A 20,588-nucleotide genomic window follows, 5' to 3' on the forward strand; every position below is an offset into this window, starting at 1 on the left:
AGGCTCACTTATTTCTCTGGGGCCGGCGTCCCCAGTTTCCCTCCGTTGGCGCAACCTTGGCCCTTTGTGGGGGGGGCCCGGCTCACGCCCCCGGCCGGGGGGCGCGTGGCCCCCGGCGCCGGCCAGGGGTTTGGCTGCCAGCATTCGCAGATGCTCGACCACTGGTTCCGCGGCACGCCCGGCCTCAAGGTCGCGGTGACCAGCAATGCACGCACGACCTATGGCCTGCTGCGGTCGGCGATCGAAGATCCGGATCCGGTGGTGGTGCTCGAACCGCGTGTGCTTTACGCCGAGCGCGAGGAATACGAATTCGACCGCAACTACCGCATTCCGCTCGGCCAGGCCGAGATCGCGCGGCCCGGCACCGACGTGACGCTCGTCACCTGCGGCGCGATGCGGCGGGTGGCGCTCGCGGCAGCGGAAACCAGCCACGCCAATATCGAGGTCGTCGACCTTCTGACGCTGTGGCCATGGGACCGCCGGAGTGTTGCCGAATCGGTTGCGCGCACAGGCCGCCTAGTGACACTCGAGGAGGCGCCGGCCGGCAGCGGCTGGGGCGGCGATGTCGTCTCGTCGATCGCCATCGAAGCGTTCGGCCGGCTGAAGGCGCCGCCGCATCGTATCACTCTTCCCGAAGCGCCCGTACCTTATAGCGGCGCGCTGGAAGCCCGTTTCCTGCCGAGCCCGGCCTATGTGGCCGAGCAGATCGCGACGCTTGTCTCGACCAACAAGCCACCCCTGCCGTGGTGGAGGAACGCAGCATGACGCTCTCCAATTCGAATGTGCCGATCGTGCGGCGCGAGGCCTTGAAGAACAGGCTGGAGCAGCTCACGCGCATGGTCGAGATCCGCGCGGTCGAGGAGCGCATCCAGAAACTCTTCGCCGAAGGACATGTCCGCGGCAGCACACATCTTGCCTGTGGACAGGAGGCCGTCTCGGTCGGCATCGCGCGCTCGATCGATCCCGACGACATCGTGACCTGCACCTATCGCGGCCATGGCCACGCGTTGGCGCTCGGCGTGTCGCCAACGGCGGTTATCGGCGAGATCTGCGGCCGCGTCATCGGTTGTGCCGGTGGCCTCGGCGGTTCCATGCATCTGGTCGAGCCAGAGGTCGGGCTGCTGCCGACCGCCGCCATTGTCGGCGCCGGCCTGCCGATCGCCTGCGGCGCGGCGATGGCGGCACGCGCCCGCGGCAAGGACCGCATCGCCGTATCCATTTTCGGCGACGGCTCGGCCAATATCGGCGCCTTCCACGAGTCGCTCAATTTCGCGGCGATCCGCAAGCTGCCGGTGGTCTTCGTCTGCGAGAACAATCTCTACGGCGAATACACCCGTATCCAGCTGTCGACCCCGGTCGAGGACATCGCCATACGTGCAGCGAGCTACAATATGCCGGGCGTCGTCGCCGACGGGCAGGATGTCGACAAGGTGGCGGAGGCGATGGCGACCGCCGTCGCCCGCGCCCGCCGCGGCGAAGGGCCGACACTGATCGAAATGAAGACCTATCGCTATTCCGGCCATTCACGTTCGGACCCGGCGACCTATCGGCCGGCCGGCGAGCTCGATGCCTGGCTGAAGCGTGACCCGATCGACATCCTGGCAGAGCGGCTGGCCGGCGAAAAAATATTGGCGCCGGGCGGTCTCGACCAGCTTAAGGCCGACATAAGCGATGCCGTGGAGCGGGCGACAATGGAGGTGCTGGACTCACCGGCGCCGGATCTCGGCGAAATCCTGGCGCATGTCGGCGCCCATTCGGCTGGAGGGGACCAGAGATGGAATTTCTGGTCGAAATAGAGGTAAATTTCCCGCCCGACGGCGACCCCCTGCAAAAGGCGGAGCTGATCGCGGCAGAAGGCCGTCGCGCCAAGGAACTGGCCGCGGCCGGCATCCTGCGCCGGCTGTGGCGTCAGCCGGGCCGATGGGCGAATTTCGGCATCTGGGAGGCGCCGGACGCGACCGCGCTGCATGAGGCGATCGCGTCGCTGCCGTTCTACCCCTGGCTGAAGGTGGTGGTGCGGCCGCTGGCAGCGCATCCTTCTGATCCGGGCCGAAGCTGACGAAGGTTCAGCAGCGTGATCACGTCTCCCCCCGCAACAGGCATCGACGGTCCGTTCTACGAGGATCTCCGCATCGGCGACCGCTTCGACGGAGCGCCGGTGATGCGGCTGAGCGATGGCCTTGCCGCTGCCCACCATGCAATCGTCGGCGGCAGGCTGAGGCTGGCCTTCGATGCGGCACTGTCGGCATCCGTGACCGGACTAAAGCAGCCTTTTGCCGCGCCGGCGCTGGTCTGGGACGTGGCGATCGGCCAGTCGACGCTGGTGACGCAGCGGGCGATCGCCAACCTCTTCTACCGCGGTCTGATCTTTCGCCGGGCGCCGGCGATCGGCGAGAGTTTGAAGACCGTCACCACCATCATCGGGCTGCGGTCCGCCGCCGCCAGGCCGGGGCGTGCGTCGCGCGGCCTGGTCACCATGCGGATCGCCACCAGCGATCAGGAGGACCGACCGGTACTCGATTTCTGCCGGTGCGCGCTACTACCGGCCAGACAGGCAGGGGATGGTGCCGCGCAGGGCGAAACCGATCCGCCGCGATCCGAGTTCACGGGAGCGCCGGCGGCGATCGGCGGATGGAACCTCGACGCTTACCGCAAGGCGGTGCCTGGCCCGCATTTCAACGATCTCAGCGCCGGCACCATCCATCGCCTTGCCGGCGGCGATGTGGTGAGCAGCGCGCCGGAGCTGGCGCGGCTGACGATGAACCTGGCGACGATCCACCATGACCGCACCCAGACGGGGCAGCGCCTCGTCTATGGCGGCCATACGATCGGGCTGGCAGCGGCACAGTTGACCCGTGCACTGCCGTCGCTGGTCACCTTTTTGGGCTGGCAGGACTGCGATCATCTGGGGCCGGTGCACGAGGGCGACACGCTGCACTCCGAAATCGGCATCGGGCACTGCGAGCCTCTGCCCGGCGGCGGTGGGCTGGTGCATTTGCGCTCACTGGTGCGGGCGACCGCTTCCGATGGCGGGATTTCCGACGTGCTCGACTGGCGATCAGTGGGGCTGTTCGCATGAGCGGCGGCATTCTCGCCGGCCTTAGCATCGTCGAGGGCTCGGCCTTCGTGGCGGCACCGCTCGGCGGCATGACGCTGGCACAATTGGGGGCCGACGTGATCCGCTACGACCAGATCGGCGGTGGGCTCGACCATGGCCGGTGGCCAGTGGCGGACAACGGCCAGAGCCTGTTCTGGGCCGGCATGAACAAGGGCAAGCGTTCGATCCAGATCAACCTGCAGTCGCCCGAAGGGCAGGACGTCGTGGCCAGTCTGATCGCGAGACCGGGGCCGGGCAACGGCATCTTCCTGACCAATTTTGCGGCGCGCGGCGCCCTCTCCTACGAGGCCCTGAAGCACCGGCGCAACGACGTCATCATGATCGCGCTGACCGGCAACAATGATGGAACCAGCGAGGTCGACTATACCGTCAACGCGGCAACCGGCTTTGCCGAAATCACCGGCGCGCGCGGCGCCACGGAGCCTACCAATAGCGTGCTGCCGGCCTGGGACATCGCGATGGGCGAGATGGCGGCGGTGGGCGTGCTTGCCGCCGACCGCCACCGCAGCCGCACCGGCAACGGGTCATTGGTGAAACTGGCGCTATCGGACGTAGCGCTGGCCATGACCGGCAATCTCGGTCGGCTGGCGCAGGCCGAACTTGGAGGCAGTGCCGAAAAGGACGGCAACTATCTCTATGGTGCGTTCGGGCGGGATTTCCTCACCGCCGACGACCGCCGCGTCATGGTGATGGCGCTGACCGGCCGGCAATGGGCCGTACTGCTGCAGGCGACCGGGCTGGACACGGCAAAGCTCGCGGCAACAAGCGGCGCCGACCTCGACAGCGAAGGCGGGCGTTATGCGGCGCGCGAGGCGATCGCCGCCCTACTGGCGCCGTGGTTTTCGGCACGGAGCTTCGCCGACGTGCGGCGCATCTTCACGGCATCCGGCGTCTCGTGGGGGCCTTACCAGACATTCCGGCAATTATTGGTCGAGGATCCGCGCTGCTCGACGGACAACCCGATGTTCGCAAAGGTCGATCACCCCGGTCTCGGATCGCTGCTGACGCCGACTTCGCCACTGGATTTCTCCTCGGTGGAACGGCTTCCTGCAGTCCGCGCGCCCGTACTTGGCGAGCACACCGACGAGATCCTGACCGAACTGGGGTTGAGCGACGGCGAGATCGGAAGCCTGCACGACCGCGGCATCGTCGCCGGTCCGGCGACGGCTTGAGCCGCGAAGGCTTTAGCGCAATTCCAGGAAAGGTGTGAAACGGTTTTCCGTCCGGAATTGCGTAGAAACAAAGAGATAGAGCGGTTCGGCGTTTCCGTGAAACGATGAACCGCTTTAGCGAGGCGGCGGCGCCACGGATTCGCGGTAAACCAGCTTCGGCGGGATATCGATGACGACATCCTGCGGTTCGCGCCCCTGGATCATGGCTTCGAGCTCGACTACGGCGCGCGCGCCCATTTCGGCGAGCGGGGTAATGATGGCGGTCAGCGGCGGCGCGGTAAAGATGGCGTCCTCGCCGTCGAGCGTGACCACCGAAAGATCGTCCGGCACGCGCACGCCGCGCACACGGGCCGCCGCCAGCGCACCGATGCCGACCAGCATGTTGAAGGCGAAGACGCCGGTCGGGCGTTGCGCCTCATCGAGCAGCCTGTGCAAGGCATCGTAGCCACCGCGGCGCGAGACCGGGCCGGCGATTTCGACGACGGCCGGCAGGCCGGCAGCCTGGCAGACTTCGACGAAGCCATGGCGCCGGCGTCGCGAGGTGTCGAGTTCGGGCAACGCGCCGATGAAGCCGAGGCGCCGATGGCCGGCCTCGATCAGGGTCTGCGCGGCAAGCCGTCCCGAAGCCTGGTCGTCGACGGTGACGCTGCGGCCGATGCTGGAACGGCGGTTGACGAAGACGTGCGGCACCGGATTGTTCTCGATGGCAGCGATCATCTCGCTGGTTTCGGCGCTGACGGCGATGATCAGCCCGTCGATGCGGCGTTCGCTGACCAACCGCATATAGGCGGCGGCGGAGGTGCGCTCGTCCGCAACCTCGGCAATGAGCATGACGTAGCCGGACCGTTCGGCCTGGCGCATCGCACCATGCACCGTCTCGGCATAGATTGGATTGGTGAGGTCGGGCAGCAGAATGCCGAGTGCGCCGGTGCGCTGGGTGCGCAGGTTGCGAGCAAGCGCATGTGGGCGATAGTTGACCCGGCTTGCCTCGTCGATGATTGCTTGGCGCGTCTGCGGCCGCACGCTGATGCCGCCGTCGTTGAGCACCTTGGAAACGGTGGAAACGTCGACGCCGACAGTGCGGGCAATGTCCTTCAGCGTGGCGCGCCCCGGCGGGCTGATTGGCTTCAAAGGCTTCAGCCCTTTCCGTACATGGCGAGCAGTTGCGCGTCGGGCGCATAGCGGTAGCAGCGCGAGGTCAAGCCGCCATCGACGGCCAGCGACTGGCCGGTGACGAACGAGGCCTCGGACGAAATCAGCCACGAGACGGCGGCCGCGATCTCCTCCGGCTCGCCGATGCGCTCAAGCGGATGCTGAATCGACATTTCCTTTTCAGCCACCGCGCTGTCGGGGCTGTCGCGGATCACGCGTTGCACCAGCGCCGTACGGACGGCGCCGGGCGCGACCGCATTGGCGCGGATGCCGATCGGCCCGTATTCGACCGCGATATAGCGGGTCAGCGCATCGATGCCGGCCTTGGCCACATCATAGGCCGCCCACATGTTGAAGGCCGAGCGGCCATGCACCGAGGAGACATTGACGATCGAACCGGTCGCCCGGTCTCGAACCCACGTCCGGATGGCTTCGGACGAGCCCCAGAAATGCGACATCAGGTTGACGGCGAACAAACGCTCGACCTCGGGCTCATTGGGTTCATGCAGATTGCCCATCAAGGCGATGCCGACATTGTTGACCCATCCGCGCAACGGCGCGAGTTGTTCCGCCGCCTCGCGGGCGGCTTTCAGCACCGAGCGGTCGGATGCGTCGCCGCACACCGCATGATGGCCGTTGCCAAGCGTCTTGCCAAGCGCCTCGGCTGCCGCCCGGTCAAGTTCGAGGCCGACGACATTCCAGCCGTCGGCGGCCAATCGGATCGCTATGGCGCGTCCTATGCCGTCGCCCGCACCTGTCACGACAACGCTTCCCAGGCTCATCGACGACCTCCCTGTCGGTTCGGGCTTCGGATGCGCTGGAAGGCCGCCATTCAGTCGCCTGGCACATTGTTGTTTGCCAGCGTGTAGAGGCCGTGCGCGACAGCTGTCAAGCGCCTGCGCCCGAGACAATTTTCACCCATAGAGCACGGCATCGATAACACGACGTGTTTGTTCAAGCAATCGTTTGAGCGATCATTAAGCAATCGATTGACTATTTAGATCGCCGGATGCAATCTGCCGTCCGGACCGATGCAGTCCCGTCGGCAGAACAAAGAAGAAACTGGGGAGTGAGACATGAGCGGAAAAGAGCAGACGGATCACCCGCGGCCCGGCGAAAACGCCGCCGTGGATACAGGCGGCCTGACGCGCCGCGACCTGATGCAGCGCGCCGGCATGCTGGGCCTGGCAACGGCGTTTGGAGGACTTGGCGGCACCGTGCCGCTCTACGCCGCCGGTTTCGACATGAAGAAGTTCGCCGGCACCAAAATCAACATCCTGATGACCGGCGATGAGAACGACCATCGCGCGCTCGCCGACATGCTGCCGAAATTCGTCGAGGAGACCGGCATGGAACTGGAGATCACCTCGCCGGCACTCGGCGCGCTGATCGAAAAGACATTGCAGAACCTCAAGGCAGACAAATCCTCGTTCGAATTGATCGAGTATCTTGGGTTCCTGACGACCCAGCAGGTCGGCGGCGGCTATTACGAGCAGCTCAACGCCTATATCGACGATCCCGCAAAAACGCCGCCGGACTGGGATTTCGCCGATCTCATCCCGGCGGCGATGAAGAATGTCGGCATTTTCGACATGGCCTCCGGCACAGTTGGCAAAGGCAAGGACGTCTACGGCATACCCGGCCTGCATTCCGGGTCGGTCATCTATTTCTATCGCAAGGACCTGTTCGACGCGGCAGGCCTGCAGCCGGCCAAGACCTGGGACGAGTTCAAGGCTGCCGCCGAGAAGCTCAACACCGACGACGTGGCCGGTTGCTCCTTCATCGGCGCCAACGATTTCTCGCTCGCCGCGGTCGACTGGTACACTCGCTTCATCACCACTGGCGGCGTGCTGATGACCGGCAGCGCCAAGGAGAAGAATTTTAAGCCGCAGGTCAATTCCAAGGAAGGCATCGGCGCCTTGCAGATGCTGATCGACCTGCTGCCGTATGCGCCGAAGAATGTGACCAAATACGGCTTTGCCGAAAACGTCGACGGCTTCTCCACCGGCAAGATCGCGCAGATGATCTTCTGGTCTACAATTGCCGGGCCGATCCTGAACAGCGAGAATTCCATGGTCGCCGAGACCACCGCGACCACCCCGGTTCCTTCCGGCGACGGCAAGTCGCCGCGGGCAATCCAAGGCGGCTGGGGGGTCGGCATCCCGAAGAATATCGACCCGGCGAAGAAGGACGCCGCCTGGCTGGCGCTGACCTGGATCACCAGCAAGGCGGTGAACCGCTATTCCATCGAGAAATACAACATCGATGCGAACCGCACCTCGGCTTTCACAGATCCCGAGCTGGTGGCGAAGTTCCCCTACCTCAAGGACGCGCTGACGGCGATCGAGACGGCCGACACCATACCGACGTCGCTGATCCCGGAATTCTTTCAACTCAACGATGTCATGAACGTCGAGTTCAACGCGGCGCTGATCGGCACGCAAGATGCCAAGACTGCCTGTGAAAAAGTGCAGACCCAGTGGGAGGCGATCTTGCGGAAGGCAGGCCACCTTGCCTGATCGGTGCCCGCGCGGATCGCTGTGGATGTGATTTTCGATGAGCCTTGCGACAACCGCCGCCACCCAGACGAAATTCGTCTTCGGCACACGTGACGAGCCGGGGAGAGCCGTGTGGCTGCTCCTCGGCCCGTGCCTGCTTTACCTGATCGTCTTCAGCATTTATCCGCTGTTCCACAGCCTGCGCCTGTCGCTTACAGATTTGACCGCCGCGACCGGCACCGGCAATTTCGTCGGCCTCGCCAATTACCGTGCCCTGCTGGTCGATCCGCTGTTTTGGAACGCCGCCATGAACAGCGCCATCATGGTGTTTTTCTCGGTTTCCATCCAGGTCGTGCTCGGCGTCGCACTGGCGATGTTCTTCAACCTGCAGCTGAAGGGCGGCTGGATCGTGCGCGGCATCCTGTTGCTGCCGATGCTGATGACGCCGATCATCGTCGGGGTGATGTGGCGCGCCCTGCTCAATCCGGACTGGGGGCTGGTCAACTGGGCGATAAAGCAGATCGGACTGACGCCACCCGACTGGCTGGGCTCGGTCGGCATGTCGATGGTGACGGTGATCCTCGTCGACTGCTGGCAATGGACGCCATTCGTCTTCATCATCGTCTTTGCGCGCCTGCAGGCGCTGTCGCAGGACGTCTTCGAAGCCGCCCAGGTCGACGGCGCCGGCCCATTCGTCACCTTCCGGCGCATCACGCTGCCGATGCTGGCGCCGGCCATCGTCTTCGCCGCCGTGTTCCGCGCCGTCGATGCTTTCCGTTCGTTCGACCTGATCTACGGGCTGAGCTATGGCGGGCCAGCGCGCAGCACGACGACGCTGTCCTTTTTCTCGTTCCAGAACGGCTTCCAGTTCCAGAATTACGGCTATGCCGCGGCGGTGGCCTACATGATGCTTCTGATCCTCGCCGTCGGCACGACAGTGATGCTCAGATACGTCCAGATCCGGCCCGGGAACTCGCGATGAAGATCCGCCCGGGCCGGGTCATCGCCTACCTCTTCCTCATCGTGCTCGGCATCTTCGGCGCCGCGCCCTTCCTCTATCTGGCGGTGCTGTCGACCAAGAAGCGCATCGAGATCCTGGCGCAGGTGCCACCGACGCTCAACCTCAACTGGACGCAGATCGTCAAGAACTACAATGAGGTGCTGTTCAGCCAGGGGATGCTGGCCTTCACCCTCAACTCCATCATCGTGGTCGGCATCGCAACCGCAGCCGCGATTCTGATCGGCACGCCGGCGGCCTATGCGTTTTCAAGGCTGCGCTTCAAGCATAGCGAGCAGCTGGCAAGCACCATCCTGTCGATGCGCTTCATGCCGCCGATCGCTGTCGCCATTCCGCTGTTTCTGATGGTCAAGACGGCCGGCCTGCAGGACAGTTATCCGGGCCTGGTCCTGCCCTATATCGCCTTTTCGCTGCCGCTCGTGGTGTGGATCATGATCGGCTTCTTCGACGAAATCCCGAGCGAGATCGATGAAGCGGCGATGATCGACGGCTGCACGCGCGTCGGTGTGCTGTGGCACGTCATGCTGCCGATCGTGCGGCCGGGCCTGGTGACGGCAGCGCTGTTCGGCGCGCTGTTCATCTGGAACGAGTTCCTGGTCGCACTCTACGTCATCGACAGCCGTGCCTTCCAGACCATATCGCTGGGTGCCGCGACCCTGGTCAGCGCGCAGCGACCGATCGACTGGAACATCGCCGCGACGGTCGGCGTCGTCACCGTCATCCCGATCCTCCTCTTCTCGCTTTTCGTCCAGCGCTACATCGTGCGCGGACTAACCGCAGGGGCCGTGAAATGAAGAACGATCTTTCGCCGGAACTGGTGACGGACAATCTCGGATGGCCGGAAGGGCCGACCGTGATGCCGGACGGCAGCCTGGTCTTCGTCGAAAGCTACCGCAGCCAGCTGACCATTGTCGGCAAGGACGACAAGGCAAGGCAATTCGCCTATGTCACCGGCGCGCCGAACTCCTGCGTGCTTGGCTCCGACGGCGCGCTCTATGTCTGCCAGAACGGCGGCACCGTCGGTCCGTGGCGCGCGCCTGAGATGACCGTGCCATCGATCCAGCGGGTGCGGCCGGGCGCCGGGCCGGAAATTCTGGTGACCGAGGTCGAGGGCGTCAAACTCAATGGCCCGAACGATCTGGTCTTTGCGCCGGATGGTACGCTGGTCTGGACCGACCCCGGCACCTATAATCCCGCCAGTCCCGACCCGAGCTACATTTTTGCGCTGGCACCGGACGGCAAGGCGACAATCAAGGTGGCCTTCCCAGAACCGGTGTTTCCGAACGGCATCGTCGTCGAGGCCGACGGCTCGATCGTCTGGGACGAATCTTACACCGGCCGTGTCAGGCGACTGAAGGGCGACGGCAGCATCGAGGATCTCGGCCGCATGCCGGGGGATAACCCGATCCTCGACGGCATGACGATCGCCGCCGACGGTTCGCTGCTGGTCACGGATCTGGTCGGCGGCGGCATCCATGTCGTCGCCCGCGACGGCGCCATCAAGGGCTTCATCAAGTGCGGCGGCGCGCCGACCAATCTCGCCTTCGATGGCGAGACGCTGTGGGTGACCGACGCCAGCGTGCTGGCATCGAGCGACAAACCGTCCTATGCCGGGCGCCTGTGGCGGCTGAAAGTGCCGGGCGGCGGCGCCCCGACCTACAAAGGCACGATCAAAATGGCAGCGGAGGCGGGCGCATGAGCCCGCGCGAACCGTTTCCCGGACTTTCCTATCAAGGCAAGGTCGCCTTCATCACCGGCGGCGGCTCGGGCATAGGCCGCGAGACGGCGCTGACACTGGCCGATCTCGGCGCCGATGTCGCCATCCTCGACTGGACCGCGGGCGCTGCTGCAGACACCGCCAGGCAGGTCAAGCACATCGGTCGGAAAGCGATCGCCTTCGAAGGCGATGCCGGTCATGAGAAGACCGTCGCCGATGCCTTTGCGGCGACGCGCAAGCAGCTTGGCGAAATCGATGTCGCCGTGGCCTGTGCCGGCGTGCTCGGCGTCGGCGGGCCGGTGTTCGAGACCTCGGTCGAGGATTTCGAGCAGGTGATGGGCGTCAACGTGCGAGGCTCATTCCTGGTGGTGCGCGAGGCGGCCAAGGGCATGCGCAAGCAAAAGAGCGGCGCCATCGTGCTGCTCTCCAGCCTCGATGGGCTGCAGGCCGAGCACGGCATGTTCTCCTACTGCGTGTCGAAGGGAGCGCTGCTCAACCTTGCCCGCGCGGCGGCGCTCGACCTGGCGCGGGACCGGGTCACGGTCAATTGCGTCTGCCCGAGCGTGACCCATACGCCGCTGCTGGCCGGACGGCTGGCAGCGCTGCCGAATGGTGACGAGATCCTCGCCTCCTACGCCGAGCGGCATCCGCTCGGCCGGGTGCTGACACCGCGTGACATCGCAGCGGCGATTGCGTTCGTCGCCTCGCCCATAGCCAATGGCATTACAGGCGCTGCCATTCCGGTCGATGCAGGCATCGGTGCCACATGGGACAATTTTCGCGACCCGGCCTGGATCAAGGGCTGATCTTGACATCCGGAATCTGAGGTCTTCGGTATCAAACAGGCCCGCAGCGCCCACGACAAGGGACGTCATGGTCGTTTGGAGTAGATGGGCGCCGAGAGCAATCCGGCCGACGCAGTCCAGGAATCGCCTGCCTGAAAAATATCACGCAAACTGATGCAATCTGATGGTAGGGCTGATGGCGCCTGCGGATGCGCCAACTACCACTGGCAGATGAAGGCTTGCCATCGATCGAAAAAGGGGATGCTCTGATGCACCCAGGTCGACGCTGGCAGAATACGATCGCGGTTTTTGCCGCGCACGGTTTTTCGCCGCGATCGTCGTGGGAGGAGGAGTTCGGTTCAAATGGGAGGAAATCAAATGCTGACGAGGCTAAGACTGCTTGTACTTGGCTTGGTGGTGGCGCTGGCCATTCCGGCCGCGGCACAGGCCAAGACATTCTACTGGATTTCGCATGGCGGCCCGGCCGATCCGGTCTGGACCTACTTCCTTGCCGGCGCCAAGCAATGGGCGACGGACACCGGCAATACCGTCAACACCTCGTTCCACAATGGTGACGTGGCGTCGCAGCAGGAAGCCGTTCGCGCCGCAATCGCCGCCAAGGCCGACGGCATCACCACCACCAGCCCCGATCCGGGCAGCCTTGTCGAGATCGTCAAGGAAGCGCGGGCGGCGAACATCCCGATCATCAACTTCAACACGCCCGACCCGAAGGCGGATTTCAACGCCTATGTCGGCGGCGACAACGTCACCTTCGGCAAGCATTGGGCGCAGTATCTGGTCGACAAGGGCCTGGTGAAGAAGGGCGACTTCGTCTGGATGCCGGTCGAAATTCCCGGCGCCACCTATGGCGTCCAGGAAGAGGAAGGCATCAAGAGCGTCTTCGAGCCGCTCGGCATCACTTATGAAATCACCGAAGCGACGCTCGACCAGGCCGAAGTGATCAACCGCATGGTCGATTACCTCACCGCCAACAGGGCCAAGGTCAAGGCGGTCATCGGTCTCGGCGACCTTGTCACCGGTTCGATCAAGCGAGTGTTCGACCAGGTCGGCGTCAAGCCGGGCGAAATCCCGGTTGTCGGCTGGGGCAACTCGCTCGATACCACCCAGGAAGTGCTGAACGGCTACGTCAATGCCGGCCAGTGGCAGGATCCGCAGGCGACCAGCTACGTCGCGCTCTCGCTCGCCAACATGGCGGCGAGCGGCATTCCGCCCGGCTTCGACGTGATCACCGGCGCGCTGTACGAGAAGGACACCGCGGCAGTCTACGACAAGATCCTGTCCGGCAAATAAATCCGCGATCGAGTTGGTCACGGCCGCTCCGGCGGCCGTGGCTGTCTCATCATTCCGCCGAAGCCGGTTGCCGTCTCGGCCAGTTCCAATCCTATCGCGGGTCCAAGGTGGAAAATCGTTCCCTTATCCAACGCTCGATCGCGCGGCCAGAGTTCGGGCCTTTCGTGCTGCTTGTCGTCGAGATTGCCGTGTTCTGGGGCATCAATCACGACTTCCTGTCGCCGCAGAACATCTCGAACACGCTGGCCTTCACGGTCGAACTCGGGCTGATCGCGCTGGCGATGACACTGCTGATGACATCGGGCGAATTCGACCTCTCGGTCGGCTCGGTGTTCGGCTTCTCGCCGGTCCTGATGTGGACGCTGTTCAACAGCGGTCTCACCTCGCTCGAAGCCGCCTTCGCCGTTGCCCTGGTGGTTGCCGCCTTCATCGGGCTGGTCAATGGCTGGTTCGTGACGCAGCTCAAGATCCCGTCCTTCCTGGTGACGCTGGGCATGCTGCTGGTGGTGCGCGGCACCGCTTTGTTCGTCACCAACGGGTTTCCGCAGCGGACCTGGAGCGCCGAGGGGAGCTGGCTGGCGGAAGCCCTGGTCGGCGATTTCTTCATCGGGCCGTTCCGTATCTATATGTCGCTGTTCTGGTTCATCGCGGCCGCCGTCGCGCTCGGCTACGTGCTGACGCAGAGCCGGATCGGCAACTGGATCCAGGCGGCCGGCGGCAACCCGAGTGCCGCAAGGGCGCGCGGCGTCAATGTCAGCGGCGTCAAGATCGGCCTGTTCATCCTGTCGTCGATCCTGGCCTCGCTTGCCGGCGTCATCAGCTCGCTGCGCACCTCTGCGGCCAACCCCAACAGCGGCACCGGCTACGAGCTCGAAGTCATCGCCATGGTGGTGATCGGCGGTACGGCGCTGACCGGCGGGCGCGGCACCATCATCGGCACAGTGCTCGGTATCCTGATCCTGCGCGTGATGCGCAACGGCATCGTGCTGATCGGTGTGCCGGGCCTTGCCTACAACATCTTCATCGGCGCTATCATCCTCGGCATGATGGCGCTCCACTCCTGGCTGGAACGCCGGCATCAGGCAGGGACTTGAGACGATGGTCGAGCCGCTGATCCGCATGACGAACATCCGCAAGTCCTATGGCCGCGTTCAGGCGCTGGTTGATGCCAATTTCCATGTCAACGAAAGGGAGATCGTCGGACTGCTCGGCGACAATGGCGCCGGCAAGTCGACGCTGATCAAGGTGCTGTCGGGCGCGGTCCCGCTGACCAGCGGCGACATCTTCATCCGCGGCAAGAGGGTAAATTTGCGCAGCACCAGCGACGCCATCGCCCACGGCATCGAGACGATCTACCAGGACTCGGCGCTGGTGACGCAACTGTCGATCGCCCGCAACCTGTTCCTTGGACGCGAGCCGATCAAGCCGCCGCGTTTCCTCAACCGCATGGACCAGGAGGCGATGAACGTGGTTGCCCGCGACCTGCTCAAGCAGGTCGGCATCTCGAAGAACATTCCGCCGACGACGCCGATCGGCTCGCTCTCCGGCGGCGAGCGGCAGGCGGTGGCGATTGCACGCGCCATGCATTTCGACAGCGACCTCATCATCCTCGACGAGCCGACCAACAATCTCGGCGTCGCCGAAACGCAAGGCGTTCTAAGCTTCGTGCGCAGCGCCCGCGATTCCGGCCATTCCTGCATCTTCATCGCCCACAACATCCACCACGTCTTCCAGGTGGTCGACCGCATCGTCGTCATGCGCCGCGGCAAGGTGGTCGCCGACGATATCGACCCGAAGAAGACCAGCGTCGCCGAAGTCGAACGCGTCATCACCGGCATGTCGGACAAGGAGATCCACGACGCGCTGGTCGAGCGCACAAAGCGGCACGACTGACCGCCGGCTGACCGCCGAGGCACTGGATCGCATCGCCACATGGTTGCGAGATGAAAGCCACCGTTTCGGATATTGCCAGGAGCTGCGGCCTGTCGACCGCGACGGTCGACCGTGTGCTCAACAACCGGCCGGGGGCGAGTGCCGCCAACCGGCAGCGCGTAATTGAGGCGGCCAAGCAGCTCGGCTATCTGCCGGTTGTCGACCAGGTCGCGTTGCCCTCGCGGCCGGCGCATCTCGAATTCTTCCTGCCGATCGGCAGCAATGCCTTCATGGCCGATCTGGCCAGGCACATCGAGGATTATGCGGCGCGCCTGCCGCTGGTCGCCTCCTGCCGCATCCATAAGCTCACCGGCATTTCGCCGAGCGCCTTACAGACAGCCGTCGAAAACCTCTCCCTCAAGGCGAACGGGGTCGGCGTCATTGCCGTCGATCATCCAAGGACGCGCAACATCTTGCGCGAGATCGTCGAGGCCGGCATCCGCCTAGTCACGCTGGTGTCCGACGTTCCGGGCGCGCCCCGCTCGGCCTATGTCGGTATCGACAACCGGGTGGCGGGCCGCACCGCGGCGCTGCTGATGGGACGGTTCCTCGGCGGCCGCAAAGGCCATCTGGCGATGGTGGTCGGCTCACGTTCCTATCGCGGCCACGAGGAACGCGAAATGGGCTTTCGCTCCGTGCTCGGCGAGGAGTTCCCCAATCTGACCGTCACCAGTGCCGTCGAGATCAACGACGAGCCGGAGGTCAGTTACACCGCGACCATGAACGCGCTGCACAACGAGCCGGAGCTGCTCGGCATCTACTGTATCGGCGCCGGACGATCAGGCGTGGCGAAAGCGTTGCTCGAAGCCAGACCGCAGAAAAAGCCGGTGTTCATCTGCCATGATCTGACGCGCGAAACGCGCGGCTATCTCGTCGACGATCTGCTCGACGTCGTCATCGACCAGAATGCCAGGCTGATCGCCGAACAGTCGGTCATTCGCCTGCTCGGCTCGATCGCCTCGTCGGCGCCCTATCTGACGCGGAAATTCATCGAGCCGCGCCTGATCTTCAAGGAAAATGTCCCGGTGCAGTGATGACGCGCGAGGGCGGTGTTCGCTCGGCCTCGATCGTTAAAATTCGGTTGATACCGCAAATCTGCACATCAGCTATGCAACTTTTGTGGTTGCCGAATCATTGGGCAACCAGTAAGTTCATAAGCGTCGGCCATCTACTCCTCCCAGATGCGATGCCGACGTTGAATTCGGTGCACCTCCTCCCGCACCGCATTCGAAAATCAAGCCCGCTGCCACCTCCTCCCGGCAGCGGGCTTTTTTCGTTCCGGCTCTGAGGTATCGGCCAAGGCTGGGGCCATGACTATCACCGGGACGAGTACCGATCCGCGAATCGATGGGCCTTCGCTGAGATCGCCACGGCATTTCCGGGCGGAATCCTGTCACACTTGTCACTCTCACCAATTCGCTGCCGGCCCTATCTTGCCCTCACAACCAACAAGCAATACGCCGCGCAAGGAATGGCGCGGCGGCAGACGGAGAAGTGTGGTGACGACACATCCGAATGGGACGAAAGAGCGCTCGGCGGCGCGGCTCGTAACCAACGAGCTGTCAATGGTTTCGCCGCTTGCGAGACTATCTGGCCCTGAAAGAAGTGATCAGGCCTTCCGCCATGCGGACGAACTGCGCGCTCGGGCCTTCGGCGCCGACGCTTTGCAGGCTGACACGGGCGCCCTCGAGCAGAAGCGACAGCGTGTCGGCGAGAAGTTCGGCCTGGCCGATGCCGGCATCGCGACACAGCGAGACCAGCCGCTCGCGCTGCGCTTCCTTGAGTTCCTTGATCACTTGCCTTGCCGGATGATCGGTCTCGCTCAGCTCGATGGCGGCGTTGGCCATGTCGCAACCGCGACGATCCGACATCAGGCAATCGGCCGCCATCCGGACCCAGGCGTGCAGTTGCGCCAGTTTGTCGCCCGGATTCTCGGCCTCGAACTTTTCCCACATCGCGTTGGCGCTGCAGGCGGTCGCCCGCAGACATTCGATGATCAGGTCGTCCTTGGACTCGAAATGCCGGTAGAGCGTCATCTTGTTGGTACCGGCGGCCTCGGTGATGGCGTCGATGCCGACGCCGCGAATGCCATGCTTGTGAAACATGTCCCGTGCCGTCTCCAGGATCCTGTCCCGGGGGCGAACACGCTCCACAACACCGTCTGTCATCAAAACCTCCGTGATTGCGTTTCCCGAAATTCCCTCGGTGCACCTCTTGACTAGGGTGTTACCGGTCTGTAACGTTAGAGATGTTACTTACCTGTAACACCCGCATTGCATCATGTCAAACTCGCAAGTGCCGGCCATCAGCCCCGCCCAATCGGCAAGGGGACGAACCGCACCTTACGGCCTCGGCCGGCGAGCAAGAGAACACCCGATCCGCGGCCTGCCGCGGATCGCCAAAAACCAGGAGCCGCTTCGATGTCGCAGCGCAATGATCTGACGATCGATGAAGTCGTGAAGGATCCGATGATCCGCATGCTGATGAAGGCCGACCGCGTCGACCCGCGGTCTTTCGAGGCGATGCTGCGTGCGCTGGCGGACGAGCAGGCCGAGCGCCGCAACGCGCCGCGTCGCCCGCTGCAAGATTTCGGCTTTCTCGAAGATTCCGGCTCAACGCGCAGCCGGCGACTGTCCAGGGTGGCCAGGGCCTTTGGCCGGGCCAGAGCATCGGGCGAGGCGTGCATCTCATGGTAAACTTCTTCATTCATCGTCCGATCTTTGCGTCGGCGATCGCCATCATCATGGTGCTCGCCGGGGGCATTTGTTATTTTCTGCTGCCCGTCTCGCAGTTTCCCGACATCACGCCGCCCCAGGTCGTGGTCAGCGCCCACTACCCGGGCGCCAGCGCGCAGGTTGTCGCCGACACGGTGACGACGCCGCTCGAACAGCAGATCAACGGCGTTCAGGGCATGACCTATATGTCGTCGTCGAGCTCCAATGACGGCTCCTCGACGATCACCATCACTTTCGAGGTCGGCTATTCCCTGAGCACCGCCGCCGTCGACGTCCAGAACCGCGTTTCGCAGGCGGCTTCCTCGTTGCCGGCCATCGTCAACCAGGGCGGCGTGACGATCAAGAAACAGAACCCGAACTTCGTCCTGATCGTCGACCTCACCTCCCCGGACGGCTCCGTCAACCCGGTCACTTTGAGCAATCTCGCCTACCTGCAGGTGGTCGATCCGCTGAAGCGCCTGCCTGGCGTCGGCGACGTGCAGATCTTCGGCGAGCGGCGCTATTCGATGCGCGTTTGGCTCGATCCCGACAAGCTCGCCAATCTCGGCATCACCGCCGTCGACGTGCAGAACGCCGTCGCCGAGCAGAACGTCCAGGTGGCGGCCGGCAAGATCGGGCAATCGCCGGCTCCGGCCGGCACCGCTTTCGAGATGCAGGTCAACGCCGTCGGCAGGCTGAGCGACCCCAAGGAGTTCGGCGACATCGTCGTGCGGGCCAATACCGCCAACGGCTCGTTGGTGCGGCTCCGCGACGTTGCGCGCATCGAGCTCGGCGCGCTGCAATATTCGTCGTCGGCCTTCTTCGGCAAGGACCCGACGGTGGTGCTCGCGGTCTACCAGATGCCGGGCTCCAACGCGCTCGATCTGCAGCAGCGCGTCAAGGACAAGATGCAGGAGCTGTCGGCCCGCTTCCCGAAGGGGGTCAGCTATGCCATGCATTACGATACGACACGTTTCGTATCGGCGTCTATGCATGACGTGCTGATCACGCTCGGCGAGGCGCTGGTCCTGGTCGTCGCGGTGGTGTTCATCTTCCTGCAAAGCTGGCGCACCACGATCATCCCGACGATCGCGATTCCGGTGTCGCTGGTGTCGACATTAGTCGTCATGTACATGTTCGGCTTCTCCCTGAACATGCTCAGCCTGCTCGGCATGGTGCTGGCGATCGGCCTCGTCGTCGACGACGCTATCGTCGTCGTCGAGAATGTCGAACGCCAGCTCGAGGCCGGCCTCAAACCGCTGGCTGCCACGCGTACGGCGATGGCCGAGGTCACCGGACCGATCATCGCCACGACCGCCGTGCTGATGGCCGTGTTTGTGCCGGTTGCCTTCATCCCCGGCGTTTCCGGCCGGCTCTACAACCAGTTTGCCCTGACGGTCGCGATCTCCTTCGGCATCTCGGCCTTTGTCTCGCTTACGCTTACTCCGGCGCTCAGCGCGGCGTTCCTGCGCCACCGGCCTGAAACGCAGTTCGTGCTGTTCCGCTGGTTCAACATGGGCTTCGAACGGCTGTCGCATGCGTATGCGAATGGCGTGCGCATTCTCATCCGTCTGCGCTGGATCATGCTTGGCCTGTTCGCGGCCGGACTTGTCGCGACCTACTTCGTCTGGCAGCGCCTGCCCTCGACCTTCCTTCCGGTCGAAGACCAGGGCTACTTCTTCGTCGTTATCCAGCTCCCCGACGGGGCCTCGCTGGAACGCACCGATGCAGTGGCGCAAAAGGCACGCGATATCCTGCAGAACACGCCCGGCGTCGACATTGTCGGCTCGATCAGCGGCTTGAACTTCCTGACCAGTGCCGCGCAGTCGAACTCGGCGGTCGAATTCGCCATCCTGAAGCCATGGGACGAACGCGGCCCCGACCAGAGCGCCTCGAAGCTCGTCGCCGACGTGCGCAACAAGCTGCTGCAAATTCCGGAGGCTTTTGCGCTGAGCTTCGACCCGCCTTCGATCCCGGGCATCGGCACCACCGGTGGCTTCGAGTTCCAGGTCGAGGATCTGACCGGCCGCGGCAGCGTGGCGCTCAACGATGCGACGCAAGCTGTGATTGCCGAGGCGCGCAAGCAGCCGGAGCTCAACCCACAGCAATTGTTCTCGTCGTTCTCGACCTCGACGCCGCAGTTCAACTACGATCTCGATCGCGCCAAGGCAAAGCTGCTCGGGCTCAACCTGCCGGACGTCTTCAACACGCTGCAGATCTATCTCGGCTCGCTTTATGTGAACGACTTCAACCTGTTTGGCCGCACCTTCCGGGTGACGATCCAGGCCGACAAGGACTCTCGAGCCGGTCCGGCCGACATTTCGCGGCTCTATGTCCGCAATGCGTCGGGTGGCATGGTGCCGCTGAGCACGCTGGGCAAGCTTGTGCCTATCGTCGGCCCCGAGACCGTGCCGCACTACAACAACAATGCGTCGGCCCTGATCAATGGCGGCGCCGCCCCCGGCTTTTCGTCCGGCCAGGCGGTGGCGGCAATGGAACGTGCCGCTGCCACGGCGTTGCCGAGAGATTTCGGCTACGAATGGACCGGCATCACCTATCAGGAGCTCAAGGCGGGATCGATCGCATCCGTCGTCTTCGGCCTCGCCATCGTCTTCGTTTTCCTCATCCTTGCCGCGCAATATGAGAGCTGGGCGATGCCGTTCATGGTGCTGCTGGCGGTGCCGCTCGCATTGTTCGGTGCGTTCGTCGTGCTGTGGCTGCGCCGCATGCAGATCGACGTCTACTCGCAGATCGGCTTCGTCATGCTGATCGGACTGGCGGCCAAGAACGCGATTCTGATCGTCGAGTTTGCCCGGCGCCGGCGCGAAGAAGGCCTCAGCATCGTCGACGCCGCGATGGAAGCGGCGCGGCTGCGGCTGCGGCCGATCCTGATGACCGCCTTCGCCTTCATCCTCGGCGTGCTGCCGCTGATGTTCGCTACAGGTGCAGGTGCCGCGAGCCGGCAGTCGATCGGCACCACTGTCTTTGGCGGCATGGTCGCGGCGACCATCCTGTCGCTGGTGTTCGTGCCGGTCTTCTATGCGGTGATCGAGCAGCTGCGCGAGCGCCGCAGCGAGAGCGAACCGGTCTCCGAAACGACTGAACAACCAACCGCCGAACCCGCCTTCGAGCCATTGGCCGAAGCGGCTGAATAGGACTGGAGAATCGATC

Annotated in this window: 19 protein-coding genes; 16 read left to right on the forward strand and 3 right to left on the reverse strand. The window is 64.1% G+C overall.

The window, feature by feature from the left end:
* The first annotated feature begins 105 nt into the window (after nt 1–105).
* From NKI01_RS28270 to NKI01_RS28290, 5 genes are read left to right on the forward strand one after another with little or no spacing between them, the layout of a single operon-like run.
* Nucleotides 106–765, forward strand: coding sequence for an alpha-ketoacid dehydrogenase subunit beta (locus tag NKI01_RS28270; protein ID WP_352965418.1), 660 nt, complete (start codon nt 106–108; stop codon nt 763–765).
* The gene (locus NKI01_RS28275) at nt 762–1,796 is read left to right on the forward strand and encodes a thiamine pyrophosphate-dependent dehydrogenase E1 component subunit alpha (RefSeq protein ID WP_352494006.1); all 1,035 of its coding nucleotides are present in this window, start codon (nt 762–764) and stop codon (nt 1,794–1,796) included. Before NKI01_RS28270 ends, NKI01_RS28275 begins: the two co-directional genes overlap by 4 nt.
* Nucleotides 1,775–2,059 (forward strand): muconolactone Delta-isomerase family protein, encoded by a 285-nt coding sequence (locus NKI01_RS28280; RefSeq protein WP_352965420.1) that lies wholly within the window; start codon nt 1,775–1,777, stop codon nt 2,057–2,059. Before NKI01_RS28275 ends, NKI01_RS28280 begins: the two co-directional genes overlap by 22 nt.
* Before the next feature lie 15 nt (nt 2,060–2,074).
* Nucleotides 2,075–3,079, forward strand: coding sequence for a hotdog family protein (locus NKI01_RS28285; RefSeq protein ID WP_352965422.1), 1,005 nt, complete (start codon nt 2,075–2,077; stop codon nt 3,077–3,079).
* On the forward strand, nt 3,076–4,290 hold the full coding sequence (locus NKI01_RS28290) for a CoA transferase (RefSeq protein ID WP_352494003.1): 1,215 nt from the start codon (nt 3,076–3,078) through the stop codon (nt 4,288–4,290). The genes NKI01_RS28285 and NKI01_RS28290 overlap by 4 nt, the downstream gene beginning before the upstream one ends.
* A gap of 114 nt (nt 4,291–4,404) precedes the next feature.
* Here NKI01_RS28290 and NKI01_RS28295 read toward each other — a convergent pair whose 3' ends face one another.
* Nucleotides 4,405–5,421: a LacI family DNA-binding transcriptional regulator gene (locus tag NKI01_RS28295; RefSeq protein WP_352484090.1), complete on the reverse strand. Its 1,017-nt coding sequence runs from the start codon at nt 5,419–5,421 to the stop codon at nt 4,405–4,407.
* Between the two features lie 5 nt (nt 5,422–5,426).
* On the reverse strand, nt 5,427–6,224 hold the full coding sequence (locus NKI01_RS28300; protein ID WP_023716813.1) for an SDR family NAD(P)-dependent oxidoreductase: 798 nt from the start codon (nt 6,222–6,224) through the stop codon (nt 5,427–5,429).
* A gap of 294 nt (nt 6,225–6,518) precedes the next feature.
* On the opposite strand from NKI01_RS28300, the gene NKI01_RS28305 reads away from it, so the two are divergent.
* The 9 genes from NKI01_RS28305 to NKI01_RS28345 all read left to right on the forward strand — a co-directional run bounded on the left by NKI01_RS28305 (nt 6,519) and on the right by NKI01_RS28345 (nt 15,737).
* A complete protein-coding gene (locus NKI01_RS28305; RefSeq protein ID WP_352494002.1) occupies nt 6,519–7,961 on the forward strand; it encodes an extracellular solute-binding protein in 1,443 nt (480 codons plus the stop codon).
* A 37-nt stretch (nt 7,962–7,998) separates the two neighbouring features.
* Nucleotides 7,999–8,922, forward strand: coding sequence for a carbohydrate ABC transporter permease (locus NKI01_RS28310; protein WP_352855947.1), 924 nt, complete (start codon nt 7,999–8,001; stop codon nt 8,920–8,922).
* A complete protein-coding gene (locus NKI01_RS28315; protein ID WP_023716810.1) occupies nt 8,919–9,752 on the forward strand; it encodes a carbohydrate ABC transporter permease in 834 nt (277 codons plus the stop codon). Before NKI01_RS28310 ends, NKI01_RS28315 begins: the two co-directional genes overlap by 4 nt.
* Complete coding sequence (locus NKI01_RS28320) at nt 9,749–10,657, forward strand: SMP-30/gluconolactonase/LRE family protein (RefSeq protein ID WP_352515634.1); 909 nt, start codon at nt 9,749–9,751, stop codon at nt 10,655–10,657. The genes NKI01_RS28315 and NKI01_RS28320 overlap by 4 nt, the downstream gene beginning before the upstream one ends.
* On the forward strand, nt 10,654–11,481 hold the full coding sequence (locus NKI01_RS28325; protein ID WP_352588911.1) for an SDR family NAD(P)-dependent oxidoreductase: 828 nt from the start codon (nt 10,654–10,656) through the stop codon (nt 11,479–11,481). The genes NKI01_RS28320 and NKI01_RS28325 overlap by 4 nt, the downstream gene beginning before the upstream one ends.
* A 357-nt stretch (nt 11,482–11,838) precedes the next feature.
* Entirely contained in the window at nt 11,839–12,771 is a 933-nt protein-coding gene (locus NKI01_RS28330; RefSeq protein WP_023716807.1) for a substrate-binding domain-containing protein, read from the forward strand.
* A 107-nt stretch (nt 12,772–12,878) separates the two neighbouring features.
* A complete protein-coding gene (locus tag NKI01_RS28335; RefSeq protein WP_352493998.1) occupies nt 12,879–13,865 on the forward strand; it encodes an ABC transporter permease in 987 nt (328 codons plus the stop codon).
* Between the two features lie 4 nt (nt 13,866–13,869).
* A complete protein-coding gene (locus NKI01_RS28340) occupies nt 13,870–14,664 on the forward strand; it encodes an ATP-binding cassette domain-containing protein (RefSeq protein WP_023716805.1) in 795 nt (264 codons plus the stop codon).
* A gap of 50 nt (nt 14,665–14,714) precedes the next feature.
* Entirely contained in the window at nt 14,715–15,737 is a 1,023-nt protein-coding gene (locus NKI01_RS28345) for a LacI family DNA-binding transcriptional regulator (protein ID WP_352965425.1), read from the forward strand.
* 552 nt (nt 15,738–16,289) lie between these two features.
* On the opposite strand, the gene NKI01_RS28350 is transcribed toward NKI01_RS28345, so the two are convergent.
* Complete coding sequence (locus NKI01_RS28350; RefSeq protein ID WP_023716803.1) at nt 16,290–16,871, reverse strand: TetR/AcrR family transcriptional regulator; 582 nt, start codon at nt 16,869–16,871, stop codon at nt 16,290–16,292.
* Between the two features lie 252 nt (nt 16,872–17,123).
* On the opposite strand from NKI01_RS28350, the gene NKI01_RS28355 reads away from it, so the two are divergent.
* Nucleotides 17,124–17,399, forward strand: coding sequence for a hypothetical protein (locus NKI01_RS28355; protein WP_023716802.1), 276 nt, complete (start codon nt 17,124–17,126; stop codon nt 17,397–17,399).
* Entirely contained in the window at nt 17,393–20,572 is a 3,180-nt protein-coding gene (locus NKI01_RS28360) for an efflux RND transporter permease subunit (RefSeq protein WP_352965427.1), read from the forward strand. Before NKI01_RS28355 ends, NKI01_RS28360 begins: the two co-directional genes overlap by 7 nt.
* Nucleotides 20,573–20,588: the final 16 nt, after the last annotated feature.

This window comes from Mesorhizobium sp. M0815, assembly GCF_040319995.1.
Classification (GTDB): domain Bacteria; phylum Pseudomonadota; class Alphaproteobacteria; order Rhizobiales; family Rhizobiaceae; genus Mesorhizobium.